The organism is Indiicoccus explosivorum, assembly GCF_002167005.1.
Taxonomy (GTDB): Bacteria; Bacillota; Bacilli; order Bacillales_A; family Planococcaceae; genus Indiicoccus; species Indiicoccus explosivorum.
On the sequence record NZ_NHTN01000040.1, the window covers coordinates 17,752 to 43,782 of the forward strand.

Annotated in this window: 27 protein-coding genes; 2 read left to right on the forward strand and 25 right to left on the reverse strand. The window is 55.2% G+C overall.

Annotated elements, in window-relative coordinates:
• Positions 1–23: 23 nt before the first annotated feature.
• From floA to lepA, 13 genes are all read right to left on the reverse strand, one after another.
• A complete protein-coding gene (gene floA / locus CCE92_RS11495; protein WP_088008016.1) occupies positions 24–1,031 on the reverse strand; it encodes a flotillin-like protein FloA in 1,008 nt (335 codons plus the stop codon).
• A complete protein-coding gene (locus CCE92_RS11500; protein WP_088008018.1) occupies positions 1,032–1,733 on the reverse strand; it encodes an NfeD family protein in 702 nt (233 codons plus the stop codon).
• A gap of 215 nt (positions 1,734–1,948) precedes the next feature.
• Positions 1,949–2,122 carry a 30S ribosomal protein S21 gene (gene rpsU / locus CCE92_RS11505; protein ID WP_077588846.1) on the reverse strand — a complete coding sequence of 58 codons (174 nt, stop codon included), beginning with the start codon at positions 2,120–2,122 and terminating at the stop codon, positions 1,949–1,951.
• Positions 2,123–2,221: 99 nt separating this feature from the next.
• Entirely contained in the window at positions 2,222–2,890 is a 669-nt protein-coding gene (deoC, locus tag CCE92_RS11510; RefSeq protein ID WP_088008020.1) for a deoxyribose-phosphate aldolase, read from the reverse strand.
• A gap of 29 nt (positions 2,891–2,919) precedes the next feature.
• The gene (gene mtaB, locus CCE92_RS11515) at positions 2,920–4,254 is read right to left on the reverse strand and encodes a tRNA (N(6)-L-threonylcarbamoyladenosine(37)-C(2))-methylthiotransferase MtaB (RefSeq protein ID WP_088008022.1); all 1,335 of its coding nucleotides are present in this window, start codon (positions 4,252–4,254) and stop codon (positions 2,920–2,922) included.
• A 14-nt stretch (positions 4,255–4,268) separates the two neighbouring features.
• Positions 4,269–5,006: a 16S rRNA (uracil(1498)-N(3))-methyltransferase gene (locus tag CCE92_RS11520; RefSeq protein ID WP_088008024.1), complete on the reverse strand. Its 738-nt coding sequence runs from the start codon at positions 5,004–5,006 to the stop codon at positions 4,269–4,271.
• A 13-nt stretch (positions 5,007–5,019) separates the two neighbouring features.
• Positions 5,020–5,961 carry a 50S ribosomal protein L11 methyltransferase gene (gene prmA, locus CCE92_RS11525; RefSeq protein WP_088008026.1) on the reverse strand — a complete coding sequence of 314 codons (942 nt, stop codon included), beginning with the start codon at positions 5,959–5,961 and terminating at the stop codon, positions 5,020–5,022.
• 15 nt (positions 5,962–5,976) lie between these two features.
• On the reverse strand, positions 5,977–7,092 hold the full coding sequence (gene dnaJ, locus CCE92_RS11530; RefSeq protein ID WP_088008028.1) for a molecular chaperone DnaJ: 1,116 nt from the start codon (positions 7,090–7,092) through the stop codon (positions 5,977–5,979).
• A gap of 771 nt (positions 7,093–7,863) precedes the next feature.
• On the reverse strand, positions 7,864–9,687 hold the full coding sequence (gene dnaK / locus CCE92_RS11540) for a molecular chaperone DnaK (RefSeq protein WP_088008032.1): 1,824 nt from the start codon (positions 9,685–9,687) through the stop codon (positions 7,864–7,866).
• A 22-nt stretch (positions 9,688–9,709) separates the two neighbouring features.
• Positions 9,710–10,342, reverse strand: coding sequence for a nucleotide exchange factor GrpE (grpE, locus tag CCE92_RS11545; protein WP_088008034.1), 633 nt, complete (start codon positions 10,340–10,342; stop codon positions 9,710–9,712).
• 15 nt (positions 10,343–10,357) lie between these two features.
• Positions 10,358–11,392, reverse strand: coding sequence for a heat-inducible transcriptional repressor HrcA (hrcA, locus tag CCE92_RS11550; protein WP_088008036.1), 1,035 nt, complete (start codon positions 11,390–11,392; stop codon positions 10,358–10,360).
• A gap of 90 nt (positions 11,393–11,482) precedes the next feature.
• Complete coding sequence (gene hemW, locus CCE92_RS11555) at positions 11,483–12,625, reverse strand: radical SAM family heme chaperone HemW (protein ID WP_088008038.1); 1,143 nt, start codon at positions 12,623–12,625, stop codon at positions 11,483–11,485.
• A 60-nt stretch (positions 12,626–12,685) separates the two neighbouring features.
• Positions 12,686–14,515 (reverse strand): translation elongation factor 4, encoded by a 1,830-nt coding sequence (gene lepA, locus CCE92_RS11560; protein WP_088008040.1) that lies wholly within the window; start codon positions 14,513–14,515, stop codon positions 12,686–12,688.
• Positions 14,516–14,711: 196 nt separating this feature from the next.
• On the opposite strand from lepA, the gene rpsT reads away from it, so the two are divergent.
• A complete protein-coding gene (gene rpsT / locus CCE92_RS11565) occupies positions 14,712–14,966 on the forward strand; it encodes a 30S ribosomal protein S20 (RefSeq protein ID WP_088008041.1) in 255 nt (84 codons plus the stop codon).
• Between the two features lie 300 nt (positions 14,967–15,266).
• On the opposite strand, the gene holA is transcribed toward rpsT, so the two are convergent.
• On the reverse strand, positions 15,267–16,283 hold the full coding sequence (holA, locus tag CCE92_RS11570; RefSeq protein WP_088008044.1) for a DNA polymerase III subunit delta: 1,017 nt from the start codon (positions 16,281–16,283) through the stop codon (positions 15,267–15,269).
• Positions 16,284–16,493: 210 nt separating this feature from the next.
• Here holA and CCE92_RS11575 point away from each other — a divergent pair, with 210 nt between their 5' ends.
• Positions 16,494–16,628, forward strand: a complete 135-nt coding sequence (locus tag CCE92_RS11575) for a YqzM family protein (protein WP_088008046.1) — start codon at positions 16,494–16,496, stop codon at positions 16,626–16,628.
• A 30-nt stretch (positions 16,629–16,658) separates the two neighbouring features.
• On the opposite strand, the gene CCE92_RS11580 is transcribed toward CCE92_RS11575, so the two are convergent.
• The 11 genes from CCE92_RS11580 to CCE92_RS11630 form a co-directional block, all read right to left on the reverse strand.
• A complete protein-coding gene (locus CCE92_RS11580) occupies positions 16,659–18,923 on the reverse strand; it encodes a DNA internalization-related competence protein ComEC/Rec2 (RefSeq protein WP_088008048.1) in 2,265 nt (754 codons plus the stop codon).
• A gap of 26 nt (positions 18,924–18,949) precedes the next feature.
• Positions 18,950–19,510: a ComE operon protein 2 gene (locus CCE92_RS11585; RefSeq protein ID WP_088008050.1), complete on the reverse strand. Its 561-nt coding sequence runs from the start codon at positions 19,508–19,510 to the stop codon at positions 18,950–18,952.
• Between the two features lie 129 nt (positions 19,511–19,639).
• Complete coding sequence (locus CCE92_RS11590; RefSeq protein WP_088008052.1) at positions 19,640–20,254, reverse strand: ComEA family DNA-binding protein; 615 nt, start codon at positions 20,252–20,254, stop codon at positions 19,640–19,642.
• 73 nt (positions 20,255–20,327) lie between these two features.
• A complete protein-coding gene (locus tag CCE92_RS11595; protein ID WP_088008054.1) occupies positions 20,328–21,050 on the reverse strand; it encodes a class I SAM-dependent DNA methyltransferase in 723 nt (240 codons plus the stop codon).
• Complete coding sequence (gene rsfS, locus CCE92_RS11600; RefSeq protein WP_088008056.1) at positions 21,047–21,385, reverse strand: ribosome silencing factor; 339 nt, start codon at positions 21,383–21,385, stop codon at positions 21,047–21,049. Before rsfS ends, CCE92_RS11595 begins: the two co-directional genes overlap by 4 nt.
• Positions 21,382–21,957 carry a bis(5'-nucleosyl)-tetraphosphatase (symmetrical) YqeK gene (gene yqeK / locus CCE92_RS11605; RefSeq protein WP_088008057.1) on the reverse strand — a complete coding sequence of 192 codons (576 nt, stop codon included), beginning with the start codon at positions 21,955–21,957 and terminating at the stop codon, positions 21,382–21,384. Before yqeK ends, rsfS begins: the two co-directional genes overlap by 4 nt.
• Positions 21,947–22,513 (reverse strand): nicotinate-nucleotide adenylyltransferase, encoded by a 567-nt coding sequence (locus CCE92_RS11610; protein ID WP_088008058.1) that lies wholly within the window; start codon positions 22,511–22,513, stop codon positions 21,947–21,949. The genes yqeK and CCE92_RS11610 overlap by 11 nt, the downstream gene beginning before the upstream one ends.
• Positions 22,510–22,809 carry a ribosome assembly RNA-binding protein YhbY gene (yhbY, locus tag CCE92_RS11615; RefSeq protein WP_088008059.1) on the reverse strand — a complete coding sequence of 100 codons (300 nt, stop codon included), beginning with the start codon at positions 22,807–22,809 and terminating at the stop codon, positions 22,510–22,512. The genes CCE92_RS11610 and yhbY overlap by 4 nt, the downstream gene beginning before the upstream one ends.
• On the reverse strand, positions 22,796–23,614 hold the full coding sequence (locus tag CCE92_RS11620; protein WP_088008060.1) for a shikimate dehydrogenase: 819 nt from the start codon (positions 23,612–23,614) through the stop codon (positions 22,796–22,798). Before CCE92_RS11620 ends, yhbY begins: the two co-directional genes overlap by 14 nt.
• Positions 23,615–23,624: 10 nt before the next feature.
• Complete coding sequence (gene yqeH / locus CCE92_RS11625; RefSeq protein ID WP_088008061.1) at positions 23,625–24,728, reverse strand: ribosome biogenesis GTPase YqeH; 1,104 nt, start codon at positions 24,726–24,728, stop codon at positions 23,625–23,627.
• Positions 24,721–25,245, reverse strand: a complete 525-nt coding sequence (locus CCE92_RS11630) for a YqeG family HAD IIIA-type phosphatase (RefSeq protein WP_088008062.1) — start codon at positions 25,243–25,245, stop codon at positions 24,721–24,723. The genes yqeH and CCE92_RS11630 overlap by 8 nt, the downstream gene beginning before the upstream one ends.
• Between the last annotated feature and the right edge of the window lie 786 nt (positions 25,246–26,031).

Sequence of the window (26,031 nt, forward strand, 5' to 3'; positions counted from 1 at the left end):
TACCCTCCTGTCAATTTGCGGCATCAGCTCTTCTTGACTGGCTGTTCTTCTTTCGGGGCGCCCATCTTACTGATGGAATCGCGCATGCTTGTATCCGCCTGCACATTCCGGTAATTCACATAATCCATGATTCCGATGTTGCCGTTCCGGAGCGCTTCCGCCATCGCCAGCGGCACTTCCGCTTCCGCCTGGACCACGTTCGCCCGCATCTCCTGCGTCTTCGCTTTCATTTCCTGCTCGCCTGCGACAGCCATGGCGCGGCGCTCTTCCGCTTTCGCCTGGGCGATGTTTTTATCAGCCATCGCCTGTTCGGTCTGCAGTTCAGCGCCAATGTTCTTCCCGATGTCCACATCCGCGATATCGATCGACAAGATTTCGAACGCCGTACCCGAATCAAGCCCTTTCGACAGGACCGTCTGGGAAATCATATCCGGATTTTCAAGCACTTTTTTATGATTCGGACTGGACCCGATTGTCGAAACGATCCCTTCGCCGACACGGGCGACTACTGTATCTTCCCCCGCTCCGCCGACGAGCCGGTCGATGTTCGCCCGGACCGTGATCCGCGCCTTCGCTTTCACTTCGATGCCATCCATCGCCACACCGGCGATGAACGGTGTTTCGATCACTTTCGGGTTGACGGACATCTGGACGGCTTCCAGCACGTCCCGGCCGGCGAGGTCGATCGCCGCCGCCCGTTCGAACGACAGGTCGATGTTCGCACGGTGTGCCGCGATGAGGGCATTCACGACCCGGTCCACGTTACCGCCGGCCAGGTAATGGCTTTCCAGCTGGTTGATGGTCAGCGTGAGTCCCGCTTTCGATGCTTTGATGAGCGGATTGACGACGCGCGACGGAATGACCCGGCGCAGCCGCATCCCGATGAGTGTGAAAATGCTGATCTTGACCCCTGCCGCCAACGCTGAAATCCATAAGGCGATCGGCACAAGCGTGAAAAACACGGCCAGCAGGATGAATATCGCAATGATGGCGATAATCAGAATGACTGTGCTCCCGAAAACGAGCTCCATTTACTGTTCCTCCTCTTGTTCAAGTTCCCGCACGACAATCCAGGAACCTTCTGTTTTGACGATTTTCACTTTTTGTCCTTTGGCGATGAACCCGCTTTCCGAAACGGCATCGAGCCGTTCATCCGCCAAAAGAACGGTCCCGGAGGGCCGTAAAGCCGTTGCGGTGACCGCCGACTGGCCGATCAGGTCCGACCGGCGGACGTTCGAGACATAACCGCTTTCCGTGCTGGTGGAATCGCTCAGTATGATCCTGCCGAACAATTTCATTTGCCTGCCAAAAAGTTTCACCAGTACCATCGCTCCTATCAGTGCAATCACTAAAGCAATGAAAACCGAGAGGGCCATCTGCTGAAGGCTGTCTCCTGCCATCAGGACGCTGATCAATATGGCGCCGCCGCCGAGCGATGCCGCGATTCCGCCCGGCAGGAACAGCTCCAGGCCGACCAGCACGAGTCCCGCAATCAGGAAGAAGGCGGAGATGAATCCCGCCGTCCCTTCCGCAAAATGACCGAAATAAAACAGGATCAGGGAAGCGGCGCCTAAAATCCCGGCGACACCGAATCCCGGCGTATACAGTTCGACGATGATTCCAAGTGCCACAGCACTCAGCAGGACCGGAACGATCACCGGATGTGTAAGGAATGCCGAGAGCCGTTCCGTAAAAGGAACGCCGGCATTGAGGAACAGATAAAATTCCGGCATAACGCCACTCCTTCCCCGAGCGGTTTAACTTCTATACGGTCAAAGGAAGGAAAAGTTTCAGTCCCGTCAAAAAAACAGGCTGCCCTTCCTGTATCCCTTCAATGAAAGCGGTTGCATTTTCTTTAGTAAAAAACCGGGCACGAATTTCTTCGCATCCCGGTTTCGCTGTCATTTATTAAATTCCTGGAATTCGATTATGACAGGGCAACAGCAAGTCAGAACTTGCGCTTGCGCGCAGCCTCTGATTTCTTTTTGCGCTTTACGCTTGGTTTTTCGTAGAACTCGCGCTTTCTTACCTCTTGCATTGCTCCTGATTTCGAAACAGTGCGTTTGAAGCGGCGAAGAGCATCTTCAATCGATTCGTTTTTACGAACTACAGTTTTTGACATCTCTTTTTCCCTCCCTCCGAACACACGTTACAGACACGGAAGTTCCGTGTACTCAAGAATTATACCTTATTCTGGTGTACCGGTCAATAGAAAGAGGAGTTAATATCCGGCTTCGCCGGATTCACCTTTGACGATGGCGACACCGGAGCTGGCCCCGATCCGGGTGGCCCCCGCATCCATCATTTTTTTAACGTCTTCCAGGCTTCTCACACCGCCCGACGCCTTGACGCCCAGATCCGGACCGACGGTTTCCCGCATTAGGCGGATATCTTCTTCAGTCGCGCCGCCTGTCGAGAATCCAGTGGACGTCTTCACGAAATCCGCTCCCGCTTCTTTTGCCAGAAGGGAGGCAGTCCGCTTTTCTTCATCATTGAGGAGGGACGTCTCTAAAATCACTTTGACGATTGCGCTGCCTGCAGCCGCCTGGACGACCGCTTCGATATCTTTTTTCACTGTATCCGTGTCGCCGCTTTTCAAAGCCCCGATATTGAGTACCATATCGATTTCGGTCGCCCCGTTTCCGATGGCATCCTTCGTCTCGAATGCTTTCGTTTCAGAGGTCGAGGCGCCGAGCGGAAATCCGATGACCGTGCAGACTTTCACCGGCGAATCTTTCAGGAGCGCATAAGCGGTCTCCACCCACGCCGGGTTGACACAGACAGAAGCAAAGACGTATTCCTTCGCTTCCGCGCAAAGCTTTTCAATCTGTTCTTTTGTGGCTTCCGGCTTCAGAAGCGTATGGTCGATCGCTGCTGCTATGTTCGTCATATTCACTGATTCCTCCGCTATTCGATTAGTTATACGGCTGTTTCTTCGAGAACCCGTACGAATTGCCCTTCGCTGTACGGGTAGCCTGCTTTCGTGATTTTTACACGGACGAGCCTGCCGATCAGCGATTCGTCGCCAGGAACGACGACTTTCAAGTAGTTATCCGTGTATCCCTCAAGCCGGCCGCTTTCGGAATCCCCTTTGAAAGTCTCTTCCGGGATGATCTCCAGCACTTCATCCTCGAACCGGGATGCGTATTCCTTCGCCAGCTGATCATTCAACTCGATGAGGCGGTGGACGCGCTCGTTTTTCACTTCTTCATCCACTTGGTCCTCCATACGGGCTGCCGGTGTTCCGGTCCTTTTGGAGAAGGGGAAGACATGAAGTTCAGAGAACCGGTGATCCCGGATGAAATTATAAGTGTCCATGAATTCCTCTTCCGTTTCTCCCGGGAAGCCCACGATGACGTCGGATGTGATGGCCAAGTCAGGCAGCGCTTCCCGCAGCCGGTTCAGGCGGTCCGCAAAGAAATCCATCGTATACTTCCGGCGCATCCGCTTCAGCACCGTGTCGGAACCCGACTGGATCGGAATGTGCAGGTGACGGACCACGATATTCGAATCGCGCAGGACGTCAATGACTTCATCCGTCAGCTGGCTCGCTTCGATTGACGAAATCCGCAGGCGCTTCAGCCCTTTCACTTGCGATTCAATATCGCGGAGCAGCTGGGCCAGGTTGTAATCCTTGAGGTCTTCGCCATAACCGCCGGTATGGATCCCCGTCAGGACGATTTCAAGGTAACCCGCATCGACGAGCTGCTGTGCCTGACGCACCACTTCTTTCGGATCGCGCGACCGCATCAGTCCGCGTGCCCATGGTATGATGCAGAACGTGCAGAAGTTGTTGCACCCTTCCTGGATTTTCAGGGAAGCGCGCGTGCGGTCCGTGAATGCCGGCACATCAAGTTCTTCATAAACCCGGTTTTTCATGATGTTGCCGACGCCATTGATCGGCTGGCGTTCCGCTTTATACTGCTCGATGTAGCCGAGCATTTTCCGACGGTCCTGTGTGCCGACGACGATGTCGACCCCAGGGATCGCCATGATCTCTGCAGGCGATGTCTGGGCGTAACAGCCGGTCACGCAGATGACCGCGTCCGGATTTTTGCGGATGGCCCGCCGGATGACCTGCCGGCTCTTCTTGTCGCCTGTATTTGTCACTGTGCATGTATTGATGACATAAACATCCGAACGGTGATCGAAATCCGACCGTTCGTAACCCTCTTCTTTGAACAGCTGCCAGATAGCTTCTGTTTCGTAATGATTGACCTTACAGCCTAGTGTATGGAACGCTACTGTCGGCATACGGGCCACCTCTTTCATTCGTATTCATAGGAAATCGCGGCAAGCGCGTATAATGGAGCGGTCTCCGCACGCAGAATGCGCGGGCCGAGCGATGTGAACAGCGCTCCCGCTCTTTCGAGTCCAGTGATTTCCGCCTGGGAAAATCCGCCTTCCGGCCCGAAAACGAGCAGGATGGAACCTTTATCATACACCGATTTGAGTGTGTCGGCAAACCGGGTCCTGTCCGTTTTCCTCGCCTCATCTTCATAAGCGGCGATCACCGCGCCGTATCGGGAAGCGCTTTTCAGCAGTTCCGGAAACGATTCTGGGGTATGTACGTGGGGTATGACGGTCCGGTGCGACTGTTCCGCCGCTTCTTTCACGATTTTCCGGAGCCGTTCCGCCTTTTTCCCCGCTTTCGCCGCATCCCATTTGACGACGGACCGCTCGGCTTCGAACGGGATGAGCCGGTGCATGCCGAGTTCAGTCCCCTTTTGTGCAATTAAATCCAATTTATCGCCTTTCGGAAGACCGCAGGCGATGGCAACATGCAACGGGAGTTCAGGATTCCCGTCCAGTTTCTTGAGAATCCTCACTCCCACCTCCTGGGAGACCGTCCCGAGCTCGGCTTCATAAGCCGTCCCGTCTGCAACCACAACGATCCGGTCGCCAGGCTCGCCCCGCATCACTTTTGCGATATGCCGCGCATCATCGCCTGAAATGATCAGCTCACCATTATCAGGAATCTTCTGGTCAATAAAATAACGCTGCATCTCCGGCCTCCTGTCACTCGGGTTTCCGTGAAATGATCGTGACCCAGTCCTCCATCATCATCACTTCTTCGATAATGAAGCCTGATGCGGTCAGCGCTTCTTTCACATCGTCTTTCTTCGCGCCGATGATTCCGGAAGTGATGTATCTGCCTCCCGCCTTTACAGCGCCAAAGGCATCATCGGTGAACCCGATAATGACCTCGGCCAGGATATTGGCGATGACGACATCACCCTGCTGATCGATTGTATCCAGCAAATTGCCTTGCACCACACGAACCCGGTCCTGTTTTTTATTCAGCGCGACGTTCTCACGGGCGGCGCTCACCGCCACTTCATCGAGGTCCAGCGCGTGGACATCCGCTGCTCCGAGCAGTGCGGCACCTACCGCAAGTACGCCTGAGCCGGTTCCGACATCGATGACCCGATCATCCTGCCGGACCGTCTTTTCGAGCGCCTGAAGGCACATGACCGTCGTCGGATGGGTCCCTGTGCCGAATGCCATTCCAGGATCGAGCTCGATAATGAGTTCATCGCTGGAAACCGGTGTGTAATCTTCCCATGTCGGCACAATGGTGAACCGGCGCGAGATTTTTACAGGGTGGTAATACTTTTTCCAGGCGGTCGCCCATTGCTCTTCATTCACTTCGCTGATTCCGATTTCATTCGCTCCTGCCTGGATGCCGAAAGATTCGAGCTGGCCGATCGCCTGCCGGATCTCTTCGACCGTTTCTCCGATGAAACTCGATTCAGGCAAGTAGGCTTTGACGACGACACCTTCTGCCGGAAATTCGGCGGGATCCAGATCATAGATTTCACCGAACCGGTCGGGATGCTCTTTTGTCAGTTCTTCCGAATCTTCAATCACGACACCGCTCGCACCTGCTTCATGCAGAATATTCGTGACGGCGTCGAGCGCTTCGTGTGTCGTATGGATCGACAGTTCCGACCATTTCAACCGCAAACAGCTCCTTTAGTCACCTTTGATTGTCCGTTTGATTTTCGCGAACAGCGAGCTTCCCTGCTCTTCCGGTATATCGCCGCTGATTTCTGCGAATTCGCGGAGGAGCTGTTTCTGCTTTTCGTTCAGTTTCGACGGGGTCTTCACTTTTACGATGACATGCTGGTCACCGATGCCGTAGCCATGCACGTTCTTTACACCTTTTCCTTTCAGACGGAATCGGGCGCCGCTTTGGGTGCCGGCCGGAATCTTCAGTTTCACTTTGCCGCTGACCGTCGGCACTTCGATTTCATCTCCCAGTGCCGCCTGTGGGAAAGTAATCGGCAGTTCGAGGAAAATATCATCGCCGTCCCGTTTGAACCGTTCATGCGCTCTTACACGGAACACGACATACAAGTCGCCTGGAGGTCCTCCGTTGATGCCCGGTCCGCCCTGGCCGGTGACCCGGAGCTGCTGGCCGTCCTCCACACCTGCAGGAATGACGACTTTGATTTTTTTGTTTTTCACTACCCGGCCATCGCCGTGGCATGTCGGACATTTCTCTTTGATGATCTGGCCGGTCCCTTCACAGTGGTGGCAGACACGCCGATTGACGATCCGCCCGAATGCCGTGTCCTGTGTGACATTGAGCTGACCGGTCCCTTCACAGTACGGGCACCGCTCGGGCTTTGTGCCCGGCTTGGCACCGGATCCGTCACAAGTGCTGCATTCTTCCTCTTTAGGAATTTCGATCTCTTCTTCTTTGCCGAACACCGCATCCATGAAATCGATGTTCATGGCATACTGGAGGTCCTGTCCTTTACGCGGCGCATTCGGGTCGCGCCTTCTCGCTCCGCCGCCGAAAAAGGTGCTGAAAATGTCTTCGAAACCGAATCCTTCGGCACCGCCGAACCCGCCGAATCCCTGGTTCGGATCGGCATGGCCGAATTGGTCATAGTGCGCGCGTTTCTGGTCATCGCTCAATGTTTCGTAAGCATCTTTAACTTCCTTGAAACGGTCTGCGGCATCCGCTTCTTTATTGATATCCGGATGATACTGCTTGGACAGTTTCCGGTAAGCCCTTTTTATTTCTTCTTTAGATGCATCCTTCGACACACCCAGCACTTCATAGTAATCTCGTTTTTCCATTTGTCACACTCCTGCCTTCCAGTCACTAGCTATTGTACACGGAAAATTTTACCCTTGCAAAGACAGCAAGAAAAGCGCGGGCGCCTTGAGCTACTGAAGTTTGAACTTTAAATGAGTAATTTTCGTTACAGTTTATTCCTTGCCAGTTCAGCTCTTACATAAGCTGAAGAAATCGCTTTAGGCTGACGCTTTCCGAGTGGCGGTCCTCGAGCCGCTTCGGCCGCCTTCGCGTCCTGCAGGGTCTCGTCTGGCGAAGAAAGACCCTTGTGCTCCTGCGCCGCTTCGCGTGCTCGTCGCAAATGAGTGGTCAAGATCTTCTTGCCCACTCATTCGCTGATCCCTCCGGAGTCGCCGCCTGTCGCTCCTTCTTCAGCAGTTTGTGCGGTGAAACAGAAAGACACAGTTTGATGAATAAACTGGGTCTCACGACAATGAGGATTTTTGCTGCATCCGCTACCCCGTTCTTGCTGCAACCTCCTCCGGGAAGGAGCGAGCAAACGAAAATACGAGACGCCTACGGGAAAAGCAGTTCAAGTGAGGCCCCGCACGGCGCACAGCGACGGAGGAGGCTCACGAACTGCCCGCGGCAAACGGTTTTGGCTGCGACGAGCTTGCGCAGGAGCAAGCGAGTATTTTCGTAGCGAACGAACAGACCGGAGGTTTTGTAGTCATTAGTAGTAACTTGAATAAGATGCTGGCAAAAATGCTCATTTAGACTCCGGACAGTGAAAAAGCCAAAGCGCATAATCCCGCTTTGACTTTTCCTCCGCCTTACTTGTTGTTATCGTCGTCGTTCACTTCTTCGAAGTCGGCATCCACGACTCCGTCATCCGCCTGGCCGGCATTCCCTGCTTCACCGGCTTGCGCCGCCTGTTCATACGCTTTAGCGGCAATACCCTGCAGAATATTCTGGAGTTCATCGCGTTTTGCGCGGATATCATCGGTCGAATCGGATTCGAGCGCTTTTTTCAGTTCATCGCGCGCGTCCTCCGCCTGTTTCTTCTCTTCGTCCGATACATTTTCTCCAAGATCCTTGATCGTCTTGTCCGTCTGGAAGACGAGCTGGTCCGCTTCGTTGCGGAGCTCCACTTCCTCTTTGCGCTTCGCGTCGGCTTCAGCATTCGCTTCGGCTTCCTGCACCATCCGTTCGATGTCTTCATCGGACAGCGTATTGCTGGACTGGATCGTGATGTTCTGCTCTTTCTGCGTTCCGAGATCCTTCGCTTTGACGTTTACAATCCCGTTTTTATCGATATCGAATGTCACTTCGATCTGCGGCACGCCGCGCGGTGCCGGCGGGATATCGGTCAGCTGGAAACGGCCGAGTGTTTTATTGTCCGCCGCCATCGGGCGCTCACCCTGGAGGACATGGATGTCAACGGCCGGCTGGTTATCCGCCGCAGTCGAGAACGTCTGGGATTTCGATGTCGGGATCGTCGTGTTGCGCTCGATCAGTTTCGTGAACACGCCGCCCATCGTTTCGATACCGAGCGACAGCGGAGTCACGTCGAGAAGGACCACATCTTTCACATCGCCTGTCAGGACCCCGCCCTGAACAGCCGCGCCCATGGCGACGACTTCATCCGGATTGACGCCTTTATGCGGATCCTGTCCGGTCTCTTTTTTGATCGCTTCCTGGACGGCCGGAATCCGTGTGGAACCGCCGACGAGAATGACTTTGTCGAGATCGGACTTCGATACGCCCGCATCTTTCATCGCCTGGCGCGTCGGTCCCATGGTGCGTTCGACCAGGTTCGATGTAAGGTCTTCGAATTTCGCGCGGGAAAGAGTCATTTCCAAGTGAAGCGGTCCTGCTTCGCCCGCTGTGATGAACGGCAGGGAAATCTGTGTACTGGTCACACCCGAAAGGTCTTTTTTCGCTTTCTCCGCCGCATCTTTCAGGCGCTGCATCGCCATTTTATCCTTCGACAGATCGATTCCGTTCTCTTTTTTGAATTCCTGCACGAGGTGGTCGATGATGACCTGGTCGAAGTCGTCGCCGCCAAGCCGGTTATCGCCGGCAGTCGCACGCACTTCGAACACGCCGTCGCCGAGTTCGAGGATCGAAACGTCGAACGTCCCGCCGCCAAGGTCATAGACGAGGATCGTCTGGTCCTGCTCCATTTTGTCCAGACCGTAAGCGAGCGCGGCCGCGGTCGGTTCGTTGATGATCCGTTCCACTTCAAGGCCCGCGATGCGTCCGGCATCTTTCGTCGCCTGGCGCTCCGCATCGTTGAAGTAAGCCGGCACCGTGATGACCGCTTTTTCGACTTTTTCGCCGAGGTATTCTTCCGCGTACCCTTTCAGGTACTGGAGGATCATCGCCGACACTTCCTGCGGCGTGTATTTTTTATCTTCGGCTTCCACTTTGTGGTCGGTGCCCATGTGGCGCTTGATGGAAGTGATCGTATTCGGATTCGTGATGGACTGGCGTTTCGCCACTTCCCCTACCTGGCGCTCGCCGTTCTTGAATGCGACGACGGACGGTGTCGTGCGGTTCCCTTCCGGATTCGGAATTACTTTCGGTTCGCCGCCTTCAAGCACTGCGACACAAGAGTTTGTTGTTCCGAGGTCGATTCCAATAATTTTACTCATTTTCCATTCCTCCATTTACCGGTTATTCGTTGACTTTTACCATTGCCGGGCGAAGCACCCGTCCCTTCAGTGTGTAGCCTTTCTGCAATTCCTGTAGAACCGTTCCCGGCTCTTTCGACTCATCTTTTTCCTGCATGACTGCCTGGTGTACGTTCGGATCGAACGGTTCACCGACCGCCTTCACTTCTTCCAGTCCCTCACGCTTCACAGCTTCAAGAAGTGAATTATGGACCATCCGGACACCTTTCAGGAGCGATTCCGTCTCGTCATTTTTCACATCGACGGCAAGCGCCCGTTCAAAGTTGTCCAGGACAGGGAGAAGATCTGTCAGCAACGCGCGCGAGCGGAATTTCTCCGCTTCGGCCCGGTCTTTGGCGCTCCGGCGCTTAAAGTTCTCGTAATCGGCCAGGAGCCGCAAATACTTATTCTGTTCATTCTCCAGCTCTTCCCGGAGTTTTTCGGTTTCGTCCGGCTGCGCTTCATCGGACAAAGCCTCATCGGCGCCGGCTGTTCCCCCGCCGGCCGTTTCTTCGGCTGCTGCAGGTTCAGTTTGAGTCTCTTCAGCGGATTCCGCCGTTTCTTGTTCAGGCGCCGGCTGGTTTTCGGCTGCCGCTTCTTCTTCGTTTCTGTTTTGTTCTTTCAGATTATCGCCCATCAGTCAGTTCCTCCTTTACGCTCCTCCGCGGATCAGTCGGGTCAATTCCCTGGTGAGATCGCCGCTCAGTGTATCGAGCAGCGTCACGACCCGCTTATAGTCCATTCGTTTCGGTCCGACGATCGCGATCAGTCCCGTCTGTTCTTCACCGACCCGGTAAGACGCCGTAATGACACTGCAGTCTTCCATGGCGGTAAGTGCGTTTTCCGAACCGATCGTCACATGCAGCCCTTCATTGCCGACCGGCAGAATGAGGGGAAGATGCCGCGTCTCATCGATGACGTCCATCAGATTGCGGATTTTTTGGAGATCGTGGAAATCCGGCTGCTTCAGGATATTCAGCTTTCCGCCGTAGAACACTTTTTCCTCGAGCGGACTGACCAGCGTCTCCCGGAACGTCGAGACAAGATCGCCATACCGGTCGAGATGCTGGCGGAGTATGACGGCCGCTTCCTGCTCCAGCCGCCGGTGAAGCTCATGGAGCGCGACACCGGTCAGTTTGTCGTTCAGGATGTTGACCATCTTCTCGATATCCGCCGGATTGATGCCTTCCGGCAGCGGGAATACCCGGTTTTCGACATGCCCGCTATCCGTCACGATGATCGCCACGGCAGTCGAATTCGTCAGCGGGACGATCGAAAACTTCCGCACTGTATGTTTCCGGACATCCGGACCGAGCAGGATCGATGTGTAATTCGTCAGCTCGGACAGCATCATCGCTGAACGCCGGATGATCTCTTCCGTTTCATTCATCCGGTCGCGGAACACCGACTGCAGCTGGACTGCATCTTCCTTCGGAAGTTGCCGCGGCGTCAGCATGTGATCCACATAGTAACGGTAGCCTTTTTCAGACGGAACGCGTCCTGAAGAAGTATGGGTCTTCTCAATGTAGCCCATTTCTTCCAGATCCGCCATTTCGTTCCGTACAGTGGCCGGACTGTACGCGATGTCGGGCCGTTTTGATATATGGCGAGATCCGACCGGCTGAGCTGATTCAATGTAGTCATCAATGATCACTTTCAGGATAAGCAGCTGCCGTTCAGTTAACATGATCATCACCTCTGTTAGCACTCATGCAGCGCGAGTGCTAATACTACATTTAAATTACCAAATTTCATTTTTCCCGTCAATGCTTCCGATTCAATCTCCTAAGAGAAATTCGCTGAACACGTCGTTCCCGACAAAACGGCCGCTGTCTGTCAGCCGTACGAAACCGTCCGAACGTTCCAGGTTCCCTATTGCCAGCAGTTTTTCCAGTTTCTCGCCATAGACGGCATCCAGGCTGACGTTGAATTTCTCACGAAACAGGGTTTCCGAAACGCCTTCATTTTTCCGGAGGCCGAGGAACATTTCCTCTTCCATCTGCTCGGCCGGCGAAACGGCCTGTTCCTGAAGGACCGGCCGCTTCCATTCTTCAAGTGGGGCCATATACTTTTTCAGCGGCCCGTGATTCGAATAGCGGACGCCGTCGACGTAGCCGTGGGAGCCGGCCCCCGCCCCGATGTACTCTTCGTTGTTCCAATAAAGGAGGTTATGCCGCGATTTGCGGCCCGGTTTGGCGAAGTTGCTTATTTCGTACTGGTGCAGGCCGTGCGCCGCCATCCGCTCCATCAGCACCCGGTACATCTCCGCTTCCAGATCCTCTCCCGGTGTCCGGAGCTTCCCTTTCATCAGAAGATTATAAAATACCGTTTTCGGTTCGACGATCAGCGAATAAGCGGAAAAATGAGGGAGCTCATACGAAAATGCCCGATCCAGCGTCTTTTCCCATTGGTCCATCGTCTGTCCGGGCAGTCCGTACATGAGATCCAGCGAGATATTGGTGAATCCCGCTTCGCGCGCTTCCGTGATCGCCCGGTCGACATCCCCATTCCCATGGGTCCTTCCGAGGCGGCCGAGCAAATCTTCGTCAAACGACTGGACCCCCATGCTGAGCCGGTTTACGCCGCCGGCAAACAGGACATCCAGTTTGGCTCGGTTCAGTTCGTCCGGATTCGCCTCCGACGTCCACTCGCAGCCTTCCGCCAAGACGACGTTGCGGCGGACGTGGCCGAGCAGCCGTTCCAGCTGCCCCGGATCGAGCGCGGTCGGTGTGCCGCCGCCAAAGAAAACCGTCTCCATCGGGGAATTGAGCGCGCCGGACGCTTTCCACAAGTCCAGCTCGCGCCCGAGCATTTCGATGTAGCGGTCGACCGGCTGGTTTTCGAAAAAGACTTTATTGAAATCGCAATAGTGACAGATCTGGTGACAGAAAGGGATGTGGATATAAAGTCCTTTCACCATGAGAATCCTTCTTTCCAAATGGAAAAGGAGGCACAGAATCCTGCCTCCTTCCCGCATCGTTTATTTTGATGAATCATCCATCTTCAAAACAGCCATGAACGCTTCCTGCGGCACTTCGACAGATCCGACCTGCTTCATGCGCTTTTTGCCTTCTTTCTGCTTATCGAGCAGTTTCCGCTTCCGGGAAATATCGCCGCCGTAACACTTGGCCAGGACATTTTTCCGGATCGCCGAAATGGTCGAGCGGGCGATGATCTTGTTGCCGATCGCCGCCTGGATCGGCACTTCGAACTGCTGCCGCGGAATGAGCGTCTTCAGCTTTTCGACGATCGCTTTCCCACGTTCGTAGGCGAAATCCTTATGGACGATGAAGCTGAGCGCATCGACTTTTTCGGAATTCAGGAGGATATCCATTTTCGACAGCTTGGATTCCTTATAACCGATCATTTCGTAATCAAAGGAGGCATAGCCTTTCGTGCTCGATTTCAGCTGATCGAAGAAATCAAAGACGATTTCCGACAGCGGGAGCTCATAGACGATACTGACTCTCGTCGTATCGATATAATCCATATTGATGAAGTTCCCCCGCTTGCTCTGGGACAGTTCCATCACGGGACCGACGAAATCATTCGGCACCATCATCGTGGCTTTGACATACGGCTCCTCGACATGGTCGATCTTCTGCGGATCCGGCATCATCGACGGATTATCGACAGTGAGCACTTCGCCGTCCGTCATGTGGACGTGGTAAATGACGCTCGGTGCCGTCGTAATCAGATCGATGCCGAATTCCCGTTCGATCCGCTCCTGGATGATCTCCATATGGAGAAGGCCGAGGAAGCCGCAGCGGTAACCGAAACCGAGCGCCTGGGAGGACTCTGCTTCGAATTGGAGCGCCGCGTCATTCAACTGGAGTTTTTCAAGCGCGTCCCGCATGTCGTTGTATCGGCTGGCATCGATCGGGTACATGCCGCAGAACACCATCGGATTGAGCTGACGGTAGCCCGGCAGCGCTTCTGCCGCCGGGTTCGATGCCAATGTGATCGTATCCCCGACTTTCGTGTCGCTCACATTTTTGATGGCGGCGGTCAGGAATCCGACATCACCGACCGTCAGTTCTTCCCGCTGGGTCGCTTTCGGGGTGAAGACCCCGGCCTCGACGACATCGAATTCTTTGCCGTTCGACATCATCTTGATCCGGTCGCCCGGCTTCAGTCTTCCTTCGACAATCCGGATATAGGCGACGACGCCCCTGTACGGATCGAACATGGAATCGAACACCAGCGCTTTCAGCGGCGCATCGGGATCCCCTTGGGGCGGCGGAACCTTTTCGACGATCTGTTCCAGGATCTCTTCAATGCCGATTCCGGCTTTAGCGGAAGCGAGGACCGCATCGGATGCATCGAGTCCGATGACATCTTCCACTTCCTGGCGGACCCGTTCCGGATCGGCGGCTGGAAGATCGATTTTATTGATGACCGGCAGGATTTCCAGGTCGTTATCGAGCGCCAGATAGACGTTGGCGAGCGTCTGCGCTTCGATGCCCTGCGCGGCATCGACGACAAGAATCGCCCCTTCGCACGCAGCCAGGCTCCGGGAGACTTCATACGTGAAGTCGACATGGCCGGGGGTATCGATGAGATGGAAAATATACGTTTCCCCGTCTTTCGCTGTATAATTGAGCTGAACGGCATTCAGCTTGATCGTAATCCCGCGCTCCCGCTCGAGGTCCATCGAGTCGAGCAGCTGCGCTTTCATTTCCCGGGTCGTCAGCGCTTTCGTCTGTTCGAGAATCCGGTCGGCAAGCGTCGATTTGCCGTGGTCGATGTGCGCAATAATGGAGAAATTGCGGATTTTCTCCTGGCGCTTCTGTCGTTCTTCTCGGTTCATAGCAGTTCACTCCTAGTTTGGCTAAATGAATTATAACAGTGTCCCTATGTTTGGGCAACGCATCCGCCGGAAACGAGGTGTCAAGGGAAACTTCTTTGCGTATATCTATTGCATTCCGGGTGACGGTTTGCTAAAATGATGCTTGTTGCAATGAGAACCAGAGAGTTCGTTCCTTGTAAAATTGGAGGTGAAAGAGTTGCCAAACATTAAATCCGCTATCAAACGCGTCCGCAAGAACCAAGATGCCAACGCGCTTAACACAAAACAGAAGTCCGCAATGCGTTCGACCGTGAAAAAAGCTGAACAGTCACTGGCTGCCGACAGCGAAAACAAACAGGAAACTGTGAAAGCGGCGATCAAACAGCTGGAAAAAGCGGCTGACAAAGGCCTTATCCACAAAAATAAAGCAGCACGCCAAAAGTCACGCCTGATGAAAAAAGTCCAAGGCTGATGACAAAAGCCGGTTCCCGTTAAGGGAGCCGGCTTTTTTGCATGTTCGGGAAATTTCCGAGTCTTTCCACCCGCCGCGAAAACACTCGCTTTCCGCGGGCAGTTCGTGAGCCGCTTCGGCCGCTCCGCGTCCTGCAGGGTCTCACTTGAACTGCTTTCCCGCAGGAGTCTCGCGTTTTCCGCTTACTCGTTCAGCCTGGAGAATTGTCCCTGATAGGTCAAAGTAACTTCCAATCCGAGTGAGCAGCCAGATTCTTCGGGACACCTGAGAACAGCCGAGGCAAAGACGTTTTTAACTCAATCATCGCACAGCGCGCTTCATGAGGAAAAACTCCAGGATCCGTTCGCGTGAGCCGGACTGGCTTTTCAGCTGAAGGTCGATTTCCGCCAGGCTGCGCAGCACATCCAAGAGCTCACTGTCCGTGAACTGGCGCTTGCGCTCGACGAGCAGTTTCACGCGGTACGGGTGGGCTTTCAGCTGCTTCGAAATATTCGGTGCCGAATACCCTTTCTTCAGCAAATAGAAGACTTGGATCATGAAGCGGATCTGCGAAGCGAGCAGCGCGGTCAGCGCGACCGGTTCCTCCTTCTGCTCCAGCAAATCGTAATAGACGGAGAGGGCCCCTTCCACATTCCCGTCCAGGTAGTTCTGCAGCATTTTGAAGGCATCCTGTTCCAGCGTCCTCGGTGTCATCTGTTCAACGAGTCCGCTGGTGATTTCCTCTTCCTCTGAACCGAGGTAAAGGGACATTTTCTCGATTTCCGACGACAGGAGAGTCAAGTTCGTTCCGGCGGTCTCCACGAGCTTTCGGACCGCTTCTTTTCCCATCCGCTTGCCGTACGCTTTCGCTTCCTGTTCCGCCCACACTTCCAAATCCCTGGCGTCCGGGGCTTTCGCTTCAATGAATGTGGTCTGCTTCTTCATCCATTTCGTCACTTTTTTGCGCTCATCGAGTTTTTCGTACGGTGCGATAAAAACGGTCACACTCGTCAGCGGCGGATTTCCTAGCCAGCGTTCCAGCGCCTTAAAATCGTGGTCGATCTTCTCTTTTCCGCGCTCAGCCGCTTTAAGGAAGGAAGCATTTTTGGCGATGATCAGCTTCCGGTCGCTGAAAAACGGCACTGTGTCCGCTTCTTCGATGACGCTTTCCACCGGAGTTTCATCCAGGTCGAACACGCTGTATTCCAGCTCTTCTCCCGACAGTTCAGCTTTCAGGAGTTCGATCGTCTTTTCAGTGAAATGCGCTTCAGGTCCGGCAATCAGATAAACCGGATCGATTTTGCCGCTGCGAATCGATTTCCATGCAGATGTAATCATACTCTCTCTCCTTTCCTTTATTGTACGTTTTTTCAGTTGTTTTTGCAGGGGAAAATGGCCGCCGGCGCACGGATCTTCCATGCTCTGCCCGTCGCCGTTTTCTTTTGACAATATTGTGACTGCCGGGGCAAGCAGCCGGTTTATTGCAGTTTCAAGTGGATTTTCGGTTTTTGTTCACTTATAATGGAAAAGTAATTAGGAGGGACAGCCATGAATGATTTTGAACAGGATGTGCAATCGAAGCGGAATGACTTCAACGATTCCGCGGTCGGATTTGTCGTCGCATTCAGTTTCTTCAGTTTGATTTTTGTGATTGCGACCGTCGTGGATGTTGTCGCGCGGTAAACGGTCACCAATGGAAAAAGTGCCGGCCTGTCATGGGCCGGCACTTTTTTTGCATTCCAGCTTCTCCGCTGAACCGTTCCTGTACACAAGCTCCACGGTGCCGCATTCCGCGGTCGTCCTGAAATCGATCCCGAACTCGTGCAGCCGGCTGGTCACTTCGGCATGCGGGTGTCCGTAGCGATTGTTTTTGCCTGCTGAAATGATTGCCAGTTGCGGCCCTGCGGCTTCCAGGAAAGCTTCGCTTGAAGATGTTTTACTGCCGTGATGGGCGATTTTCAGCACATCTGTCCGCTTCAGGATGCTGCCGTATTTGCGGACGAGCGCTTCTTCACCCGCCGCCTCGATATCGCCGGTGAACAAAAATCCGCTTCCCCCCTGTTCGACGAGAAGAACAAGCGAATCATCATTTCCTGCATACTCACTATCAGCAGGGGCCAAATAACGGAAATGGACGTCTCCTGCCGTCCAGCTGACGCCCTCTCCCATTTCCAGGATTTCAGCTTCCTCCGCCGCCGTAAGGACTTCCGCCATTTCCGCCTCCGCTCTGGAACCCGGCGAAAGATGGATTTGCTCTGCGCGCACCGACTCCAGCACCTCATCCGCTCCTTCTGCGTGATCCGCATCGGCATGGGTCAAGATGAGCGCGTCGAGTTTCGATATTCCCTGCCCCTTCAAATAAGGGATGACGATCTGTCGGCCAACTTCAAATGGTTTCCGCCGTTCCTGAAACGGCTCACCGCCGAACTGGACCGTACCGCCCGCATCGATCAGGTACGTTCCTTGCTGATGCGGCAGCTCGATGAGCGCGCTGTCTCCCTGTCCGACATCAATGAATGACACCTGGAGTGAATCGTCCATATAAGGGAGCGCGGAGAAGATTCCGGCCGGTAAAAGCAGGATGAGCAGCTGCCGTCTTCGGAATCCCCGTTCGGCTGAGATGAAAAACAGCAGGACGCTCCCTAACAAAGCCGCCATCCATCCGGCGGAAGGTCTGCCCGGATTCCACAGCTGATGCGGGATGCCGGCGATCGTTTCCGTAAACGAACCGATCAGTTCCCTGATCGGCACGAACAGTGTAAACAGCAGATCCGCTGCCGGCTGCAGCCCATAGGTCAGCGCGAGAAAAAGAAAATACGCCGGTACGATAAAAGCGGTGTACAGGGGCACAAACAGCAGATTGACGGCGAACGAGGAAATGGATACCTCGTAAAAATGCAAAAGCAAGAGCGGAAAAAGTGCTGTCTGCGTAATGGCGGTGATGCAAAGTGCCGCTTTCCATTTCGGGAGCCCGCCGATCAGGCGGGCGGAGCAGATAAGGGACAGGACGGCACCATATGAAAGCTGGAACCCGATTTGATTCATGGCGTACGGATCCAGCAGCACCGCCGCAATGAACGACGCAAAAAAGACGGAACCCACACTCACCCGTTTTCCGAAAAGCTGCAAAAACAAAACCGCTTCGGCCATCGTGACAGCCCGTGTAACGGACGGGCTGCCGCCGGCGATCACCGCGTATGCCGGCAGGATAAGCGCCAGGAGGAGCCAGGCGGATTCTTTCCGGATGCCGCACCGGATCATCAGCCAGTAAAGCAGACCCGTCAGGATGGCGATATGGAGTCCGGAAATGGCGTACAAGTGTGAAATCCCAAGCGTCCGGAAAGCCATTTCCTCTTCCCTTTCCATCAAGGTCCGGTCTCCGATCAGCAAGGCGAGCGCTTCAGAACGAAGAGGTTCCGGAAATGTGCCGGTTATATGCTTCTTTACGTTCTGCCGCTGCCTGGAAAGGGCCGCACCGATACCGTTTCTTCGGACCGCATAATCGACCGAATCCAGTTCCAGGACATGCGACGCCCCGTTTTGTTTCAAATATGCCGCCATATCGAACGCGTACGGGTGAGGAGGCAGTTCGGGAAGCGCGAAAGTCCCCGCCGCCCGGAACGCATAACAGCAGAGCCGTTCTTCAACGAACCGCTTTTCTTCCGGGGAACCGAGCCGGTACGAGGCGTAAACGCGCCGCCCGTCTTCCAGAGACGCAAATCCTCTTAACGAATCCCCGTCAATCACGGCCCGGTCACTGAATGTGACCATCCCCGAAAAGGGCGCTTCATATGGAAATGAGTCCTCCGTCCGCTCCTGTTGGATCGCATAAGCAGCGAGCAGCGCGAAAAGCATGAAAAGCTGCGTCCGGAACGTTATTTTCTTAAAAATCATCAGCAAAAAAAGCGGCGCAAGAAACACGAGTCCAACCGGTGATTCTTGTGCCGCGTATGTAGCGATGGCGATGCCCGCTGCCAAAAAGAACAGCTGGCTCGGGTTCGGTATCAGCCGAATAATGTATTCACCCGCTCCTCATAATGGGCCAGTGATTCTTCGTCCTCCCCTTTTTCGCGGAGCCGCTCCAGCAGTTCAGTGTACAGGGCCGCTTTTTCATCTCCGAGAAAATCGATTTCCCGTTCATCGAACGGCACATGGATGACTTTCACTCCCGCCTGCTCCAGCAGTTCCACCGCATACGGATGGTTTTTGTAGTCCTTCGCATAATATAAAACGGAAATGCCTGCCTGTATAATCGATTTCGTGCACTGAAGGCACGGAAAGTGGCTGACATACATTTCAGCGCCACTGACAGAAACCCCGTATTTGGCGCACTGCAAAAGCGCGTTCATTTCGGCATGGATGGTCCGTACGCAGTGATTGTCGATGACGTAGCAGCCGTGTTCGGTGCAATGGTCGCCGCCGGAGATGGATCCATTATAGCCGCCGGCCATGATCCGCCGGTCGCGGACGATGGTCGCGCCGACCGCCAAGCGTGTGCATGTGCTCCGCAGTGCCAGGAGGTGGCTCTGCGCCAAAAAAAACTGGTCCCAAGTTATTCGCTTCATCTGATTGCCTCCCGGTGTCGGTGGATTGGACAGAAGCGGCTTCCTCGCCGCATTCATGTCCGGCGGAGTCCGGCAGTGCCGGTTCCGCCTAGTACAAAGTGTAGCAGAGGCGCGCTGTCCGTCAACTTCTCAATGGACGGTGACGGAAGCGGCCAGCTGTTCGAATGTTTTGTCGCCGATGCCCGGCACTTCCTTCAGCTGTTCAGGGTCGCTGAACGGTCCCGATTCTTCACGGTAAGCGATGATCGCTGCCGCTTTTGACGGACCGATGCCCGGCAATTCCATCAGGGCTGCCTCATCTGCCGTGTTGATGTTGACGAGTCCCTCGCCGGGCATGGTCCCGGCAGCTTCCGCCGGGAGCGGCATGGCCGCCTCTTCCCCGACGGCAGGGATATAGAGACTCAGCTCATCTTTCACTTTCATGGCCAGATTGATCGCCCGGCTTTCGGCGTCAGGAAGCAGTCCGCCGGCAAGGCGGATCGCATCCTGGAGGCGGGCGTCCGCCGGCAGCTCGTAAACACCGGGATGGGTGACCCGCCCTTTCAGTTCAATCATGACTGTTTCCGGAACAGGCGGTTCTGCAGGTGGTTCTGGTTGGGGGTTTTGTTCGGCGGCCACGAACGGCTCGGCCGGCAGGACAGGTTCATTGGGGGAAAAGACAGTAAAGGCAAGCACGAGCACAGCGGCTGACGGAATCAGCAGCCAGCCGGTCCGCTGGAGAAGATCTTGTATTTTCAGGGCCATCCCTCATCTCTTCGGGGGAGGCAATCAGTGAAGCTGCTTTCACTATACCTCACCCCCTGCCGCTTTGGAAGCTTTATTTGATGGCTCTGAAAAAGATCCGTTCGTCCAGGTCGCGCGGAGCTTCTCCGGTGAAGCCGCCGCTCACTTCCACTTGCCGGAAACCGGCCTCCTTCAGCGTCCGCACATAAAAATCAGTCGGAAAGGTCCGCTGCCGGTGCTGCTCTTCGAACCGCTCGAACAGCTGCCCCTGGCGGACGAAAAATGTCAGATAGTGGATGACGCTCAGTTCTGCATCACCTTTTTCCGTATGCCAGATATACGCCATATCCTCCCCGTCGTATACGAACGGTCCGTCTGCAAAAACCTCTTCCAATTTATAAACGGAATGCACATCAAAAAACAGCTGTCCTCCTTTATTCAGCGCCCGGTGAATCCCTTCGAATGTCCGGCGCACTTCCTGTTCGCCCGGCAAATAATTCAGGGAATCGATGGCGATCACCGCCGCATCGAAACCAGTGAACGGATGCAATTCGGTCATCGGCACGGCAAACAGCGGAATGGAAAGACCGCGATCGGAAAACCGTCCGCCTGCTACTGAGAGCATTTCTTCGGACAGATCCGTCGCGGTCACTTCAAATCCCTCTTCGGCTAGCAGCGCTGTGAGGACACCGGTGCCCGATGCCGCTTCCAGCAGCCGGCCCCCGCCGGCATGCTGTTTCACCCAGCGCGCATAGTCAAGGTAGGGGATATCCGCCATCAAGTCATCATAGACAGCGGCGAATTTTCCGTACATCATATTTCGATGACCGGCGCTTCCCGCCAGAGCCGTTCCAGATTGTAGAATTCACGCTCATCGTGGTGGAAAACATGGGCGACGACATCCCCGAGATCGATCAGCACCCAGCGGGCCGCGTCGAATCCTTCCACGCTTTTCACGGGTATGCCGTGTTCATTCGCCTGATCGATCACTTCCCGGGCGATCGCCTGCACTTGCCGGTCGGATCCGCCGCTGCAAAGGACGAAGTAGTCGGCCAGCAGCGAAATGCCTTTCATGCTCAACACCACAATATCTTCCGCCCGCTTATCATCTGCCGCATTATAGACGAGCTGGAGTAAATTTTCATTAGTCATTCAGTCACGTTCCTTTCGGGATTTGAATAATAGTCATAACATTCGAGCGAATCCGGGAACACCGGCGCCCCCTTCGAGCGCAGAAACTCGACGGTGTGCCCCACACAGGCGGCGAGCATGGCGTCAAGGCCCTCCTCTTTCTTCTGCCGGAGTTCCTCGACCCCGGAAAATTTCCGGCCCGGTTCTGTCAGGTCGGCAATGTAGATGATTTTCTCGAGATCCGACATCGCGGGTCGCCCGGTCGTGTGGTAGCGGATGGCATTCAAGATATCCGGATCCGTCACCCCGAATTCCCGTTCGGCGATAAATGCCCCGACCGGCGCGTGCCAGAGCTCCGCATGGTAATCAAGGAGCCGGCTGTCCATCCCTTCCGAGACAATGACTTTACGCATCCAGTTGCGGTCTGAAAACTTCGCCACGTCATGGAGAATGGCCGCCGTGTTCGCTTTATCTTCCGGCACCCCGAATTCCTTCGCCAAAACAGCTGCTGCCGACATGACGCCGAGCACATGGGTGAACCGCTTTTCCGGGAGATGCTCTTTCACTTTCTGCAGCATGACACTACGATCCATACAGACGCTCCTTCCGGATATACTGTTCCACTTCAGGCGGCACGAGGTGGCTGAACGGACCGCCATTCCGGATCCGTTCCCGGATGAAAGTCGACGACAGTTCGATGACCGGCGCGTCGATCACAGTGACGGGATACTTTGAAGTGACGCCGTAACCCGGACGTTTGAACCCTGCGAATTCCACCAGCTGAAGCAAATCATCAATTCTGTGCCAAGCGGAAAGCGATTCCATCATATCGCCGCCGATCAGAAAATAAAACCGGCTGTCCGGCTCCCGCTCCGTCAGTGCTTCCATCGTCTCGACCGTATAAGACTTGCCGCCTTTGTCGGTCTCATACCGTTCCACGGCAACACCGGGGCAGCCGCCGGCAGCCAGTTCCGCCATCCGGGCACGCTGGCGCGCATTTGCGGCCGGCGCCTTCTTATGGGGCGGGTCGGCATTCGGCATCAGCCGCACTTCATCGAGACCGAGTGAAAACTTCGCTTCCGCCGCCATCACCATGTGGCCGATGTGCGGAGGACTGAACGTGCCGCCGAGGATTCCGACTTTCTTCATTTGCTCTTCGGCAGTTCGATCTGCCGGTTATTGACCGACTGCTTGTACAGGATCACCGTGTGGCCGATGAGCTGCACCAGCTCGGCGCCTGTTCCGCGCGCCAGTTCTTCCGCCACTTCGTGCTTGTCTTCTTCGTTATTCTGCAGGATGCTGATCTTGATCAGTTCCCGCTTTTCCAATGCATCTTCCAGCTGTTTCAGCATCGTCTCGCTGACGCCGCCTTTTCCGACCTGGAAAATCGGATCGAGATGGTGCGCTTCACTGCGCAAAAATCGTTTCTGTTTACCTGTCAGCATAAGTTCCTCCCAAATTCCTGTTTATGTTGTCGATCATCCCGTCCGTATCCGGCGTGATGCCTGTCCATTCCTCAAACGCGATGGCTCCCTGGTGGACGAACATCCCCACGCCATTCTGCGTCGAGCATCCTCTGTCCTTCGCCTGCCGCAAAAGGGGCGTCTCCAGCGGCGTGTAAATGATGTCGCAGACGGACGCGCCGCTCCTTAAGTTCCCCGTCGCCATGGGCAGCGCGCCGTCTCCCATGCCGGCGGACGTCGTATTGATGATCAGATCGAACTTTCCGAGCTGCTCTTCGGCGTCCCGGACAGTGATCCAGCCCGTTCCGGTGGAACCGGCGAGTTCTTCTGCACGACGGGCGGTCCGGTTGGTGATGGTGATATCCCCGAAGCCGTGCCGTTTAAGCGCGAACGTAATGCCTCGTGCCGCGCCTCCAGCACCCACCATCAGAATCGCCGCGTCCTTCGGGAGGACCGGCAAGGACCGGACAAAGCCGTCCCCGTCCGTATTCGTCCCATACAGCCGGCCGTCTTTGCAGACCACCGTGTTGACGGCGTTCATTGTGATGGCCGCGGGGCTGAGTTCATCCAGCAGCGGGACGATTTCCTGCTTGAACGGCAAGGTGACATTGAACCCGCTCACCCCGAGCCGTTTCATTGCATCCACTGCAAGTTTCAGCTCCCCTGGTTTCACGCGGATCGGGATGAATGACGCATCGATGCCGTGCAGCCGGAACCACTCCTCGTGCATAACAGGCGACAGGCTGTGGGCGATCGGGTCGCCGATCACCGCATACCATTTTTTCATGCTCCTCCTCCTAAATAAGTGACGGCCGCACCATCACTTCAGTTCCTTTCGGCGCATAAGCCGCGACAGTCACATTCGGATGCTGCACCGTGATCCAGCCCAGACCGGAAAACACGATATCCGTTTTGGCATTCTTTACCCGGAATTCCCGCCGCACTAACTCCGGGAAATCCTCTTTCGCTTTCGGTGAAGGCGGTGTCAGCACGTCCCCGAGCTGCCGTTCATAGAGACTGTCCGCATTCTCCAATTTCGTCCGGTGGATGTTCAGGCCGTTCGCGGCATATACCGTGAATGAAGAGCGCTCCCCTTCCATGAAATCAAACCGGGCGAGACCGCCGATGAAAAGCGTCTGTTCCGGATTCAGCTGGAAGACACGCGGTTTGATCTCCTTTTTCGGCATGATCTCTTTCAGATCAGACGCTTCCAAATGATGGGCGAGCTGATGATGATTGATAATACCGGGTGTATCATACAGTGCATGATCATCATCCAGCGGGATTTCGATCATATCGAGTGTTGTGCCTGGGAAATGCGAGGTCGTGATCACATCTTTCTCGCCGCTCACCTGCCGGATGATCCGGTTGATGAACGTCGATTTCCCCACGTTCGTGCTTCCGACGATAAAGACGTCTCCGCCGTCCCTGTACTGCTCGATCGCCGCCATCGCTTCGTCCATGCCGGTCCCTTTATGGGCGCTGACCGTCAGCACATCGACCGGTTTCAGCCCCAGCTTCCCTGCTTCCTTCCGGAGCCATTCCACCAGTTTTTTCGTCTTGACCGATTTCGGCAGAAGGTCCGCCTTGTTTGCGATCAGCAGCACATCATTGCCGCCTGCAAACCGGTGCATTCCGGGAATCCAGCTCCCGTTGAAATCAAAGAGGTCGACGATCTTCACAATCAGCCCTTTCCGGGATCCGATCCCGTTCAGGATCTTCAAAAAATCATCGTCCGTCAGCGGGACGGGCTGAAGCTCGTTGTAATTCTTCAGCCGAAAACAGCGCTGGCAGACCGCTTCTTCCCTATCCAGTGAGGAAGGCGGCGCGTAGCCGGGCGCTTTCGGCTGTTCTGTCTGGATGATGGCGCCGCACCCGATGCAGCGGATTTGTTCACTCATAGTTGTCCTCCCAAGTTACATGGCCTTTGCGTTTCAGCCGTTTCATTATTCTCCGTTCCACGAGCCGATTGAAACGTGTGACGAAGCCGTCCGATTCGGCGACAGGAATCACCAGGATTGTGTGGAGTCCTTTCAAGTTGCCTCCGAAAACGTCCGTCAGCATCTGGTCACCGATCATGACCGCTTCGTGCTTCGGGACACCGAGCATGGCGAGCGCGCGTTTATATGCGCCGCCGAGCGGTTTCCTCGCCCGATGGATGAACGGGATGCCGAGCGGCACTGCGAAGGTGCGGACACGGTCTTCATTGTTATTGGAGACGACGACCACCCGGATCCCCGCATCCTGCATCGATTTGAACCACTCCGCCAGGGCCGGCGTCGCGCCGGGTCTGTCCCATTCGATCAGCGTATTGTCCAAATCGGTGATGATGCCTTTCACTCCGCGCTTCTTCAGCATCTGCGGCGTGATGTCCGTCACTTTGTGTTTATATTCGTTTGGAATGAACAAACGGTACATAGAATTATACAGCTCCTACTCATGGCTTCGTTGCCGTTTCACGTTATTATAGCACATGGACCGGCCCTTCTCCCACCACACCGGCACTTCCGGCGCCATACGGCCGGCGAAAAAAGCGAAAACCGGAAGTGCGATTGGCACTTCCGGTTTTCGTAAGTTGTAAAGAAAGAAGAAATAACCATTTTACTTCCTCAGTTCTGCCCGGTTTCCAGGTGAACCTATCGGTTCAGAAAAGGGGAAACCCGGCCCTTTCCGCAAGGGCCGCAGGATGCGGGTCAGGGGTCCGAAGCGACAGGAAGTCGCGCATTTCGGTCCCCTTCCTCTCGAGACTCCTCACGCGCTGACGCGCGCTCCGGGGTCTCTCCCATCCGTTATTCTGCTGGAGTGGCCGGGTTTCCTTCCCTTTTCTTTCCCTCGCCTTTTCCTGAAGAGAACGGGCGATGAGACAACCGAGTCTGTACCGCCGCACCGGCAGGATGATGCGAAACCGCCGGCCGATGTGAAGTGACGGATCCGGCAAGACGCCTGCGAGCAGCCCCGGCAAAGATATTGCGGGGGCTGTTTGCGACGAGCTGCATAGCAGCGCAGGAGCAGTAAGACGGTCCGAGACCCCGCATGCCGGTGAAAGCCGGCAGAGGAGGCTCGAAAGGAAAAGGACCCGAGAGCGCGGCATCGTGCCGCTCGGGTCCTCTGACCCGCATCCTGCGGGCCCGCGGCAAACGGTTTTAACTGCGACGAGTAACCGCAGGAGCAAGTGTTTTAATGCGACGAGTAACCGCAGGAGCA

What these genes read in the sequence shown, in the direction of transcription:
- floA (WP_088008016.1), bottom strand. Translation starts at nt 1,031, where the DNA reads ATGGAGCTCGTTTTCGGGAGCACAGTCATTCTGATTATCGCCATCATT.
- CCE92_RS11500 (WP_088008018.1), bottom strand. Translation starts at nt 1,733, where the DNA reads ATGCCGGAATTTTATCTGTTCCTCAATGCCGGCGTTCCTTTTACGGAA.
- rpsU (WP_077588846.1), bottom strand. Translation starts at nt 2,122, where the DNA reads ATGTCAAAAACTGTAGTTCGTAAAAACGAATCGATTGAAGATGCTCTT.
- deoC (WP_088008020.1), bottom strand. Translation starts at nt 2,890, where the DNA reads ATGACGAACATAGCAGCAGCGATCGACCATACGCTTCTGAAGCCGGAA.
- mtaB (WP_088008022.1), bottom strand. Translation starts at nt 4,254, where the DNA reads ATGCCGACAGTAGCGTTCCATACACTAGGCTGTAAGGTCAATCATTAC.
- CCE92_RS11520 (WP_088008024.1), bottom strand. Translation starts at nt 5,006, where the DNA reads ATGCAGCGTTATTTTATTGACCAGAAGATTCCTGATAATGGTGAGCTG.
- dnaJ (WP_088008028.1), bottom strand. Translation starts at nt 7,092, where the DNA reads ATGGAAAAACGAGATTACTATGAAGTGCTGGGTGTGTCGAAGGATGCA.
- dnaK (WP_088008032.1), bottom strand. Translation starts at nt 9,687, where the DNA reads ATGAGTAAAATTATTGGAATCGACCTCGGAACAACAAACTCTTGTGTC.
- grpE (WP_088008034.1), bottom strand. Translation starts at nt 10,342, where the DNA reads ATGGGCGATAATCTGAAAGAACAAAACAGAAACGAAGAAGAAGCGGCA.
- hrcA (WP_088008036.1), bottom strand. Translation starts at nt 11,392, where the DNA reads ATGTTAACTGAACGGCAGCTGCTTATCCTGAAAGTGATCATTGATGAC.
- hemW (WP_088008038.1), bottom strand. Translation starts at nt 12,625, where the DNA reads ATGGTGAAAGGACTTTATATCCACATCCCTTTCTGTCACCAGATCTGT.
- lepA (WP_088008040.1), bottom strand. Translation starts at nt 14,515, where the DNA reads ATGAACCGAGAAGAACGACAGAAGCGCCAGGAGAAAATCCGCAATTTC.
- holA (WP_088008044.1), bottom strand. Translation starts at nt 16,283, where the DNA reads ATGATTACATCTGCATGGAAATCGATTCGCAGCGGCAAAATCGATCCG.
- CCE92_RS11575 (WP_088008046.1), top strand. Translation starts at nt 16,494, where the DNA reads ATGAATGATTTTGAACAGGATGTGCAATCGAAGCGGAATGACTTCAAC.
- CCE92_RS11585 (WP_088008050.1), bottom strand. Translation starts at nt 19,510, where the DNA reads ATGAAGCGAATAACTTGGGACCAGTTTTTTTTGGCGCAGAGCCACCTC.
- CCE92_RS11590 (WP_088008052.1), bottom strand. Translation starts at nt 20,254, where the DNA reads ATGGCCCTGAAAATACAAGATCTTCTCCAGCGGACCGGCTGGCTGCTG.
- CCE92_RS11595 (WP_088008054.1), bottom strand. Translation starts at nt 21,050, where the DNA reads ATGATGTACGGAAAATTCGCCGCTGTCTATGATGACTTGATGGCGGAT.
- rsfS (WP_088008056.1), bottom strand. Translation starts at nt 21,385, where the DNA reads ATGACTAATGAAAATTTACTCCAGCTCGTCTATAATGCGGCAGATGAT.
- yqeK (WP_088008057.1), bottom strand. Translation starts at nt 21,957, where the DNA reads ATGGATCGTAGTGTCATGCTGCAGAAAGTGAAAGAGCATCTCCCGGAA.
- CCE92_RS11610 (WP_088008058.1), bottom strand. Translation starts at nt 22,513, where the DNA reads ATGAAGAAAGTCGGAATCCTCGGCGGCACGTTCAGTCCTCCGCACATC.
- yhbY (WP_088008059.1), bottom strand. Translation starts at nt 22,809, where the DNA reads ATGCTGACAGGTAAACAGAAACGATTTTTGCGCAGTGAAGCGCACCAT.
- CCE92_RS11620 (WP_088008060.1), bottom strand. Translation starts at nt 23,614, where the DNA reads ATGAAAAAATGGTATGCGGTGATCGGCGACCCGATCGCCCACAGCCTG.
- yqeH (WP_088008061.1), bottom strand. Translation starts at nt 24,728, where the DNA reads ATGAGTGAACAAATCCGCTGCATCGGGTGCGGCGCCATCATCCAGACA.
- CCE92_RS11630 (WP_088008062.1), bottom strand. Translation starts at nt 25,245, where the DNA reads ATGTACCGTTTGTTCATTCCAAACGAATATAAACACAAAGTGACGGAC.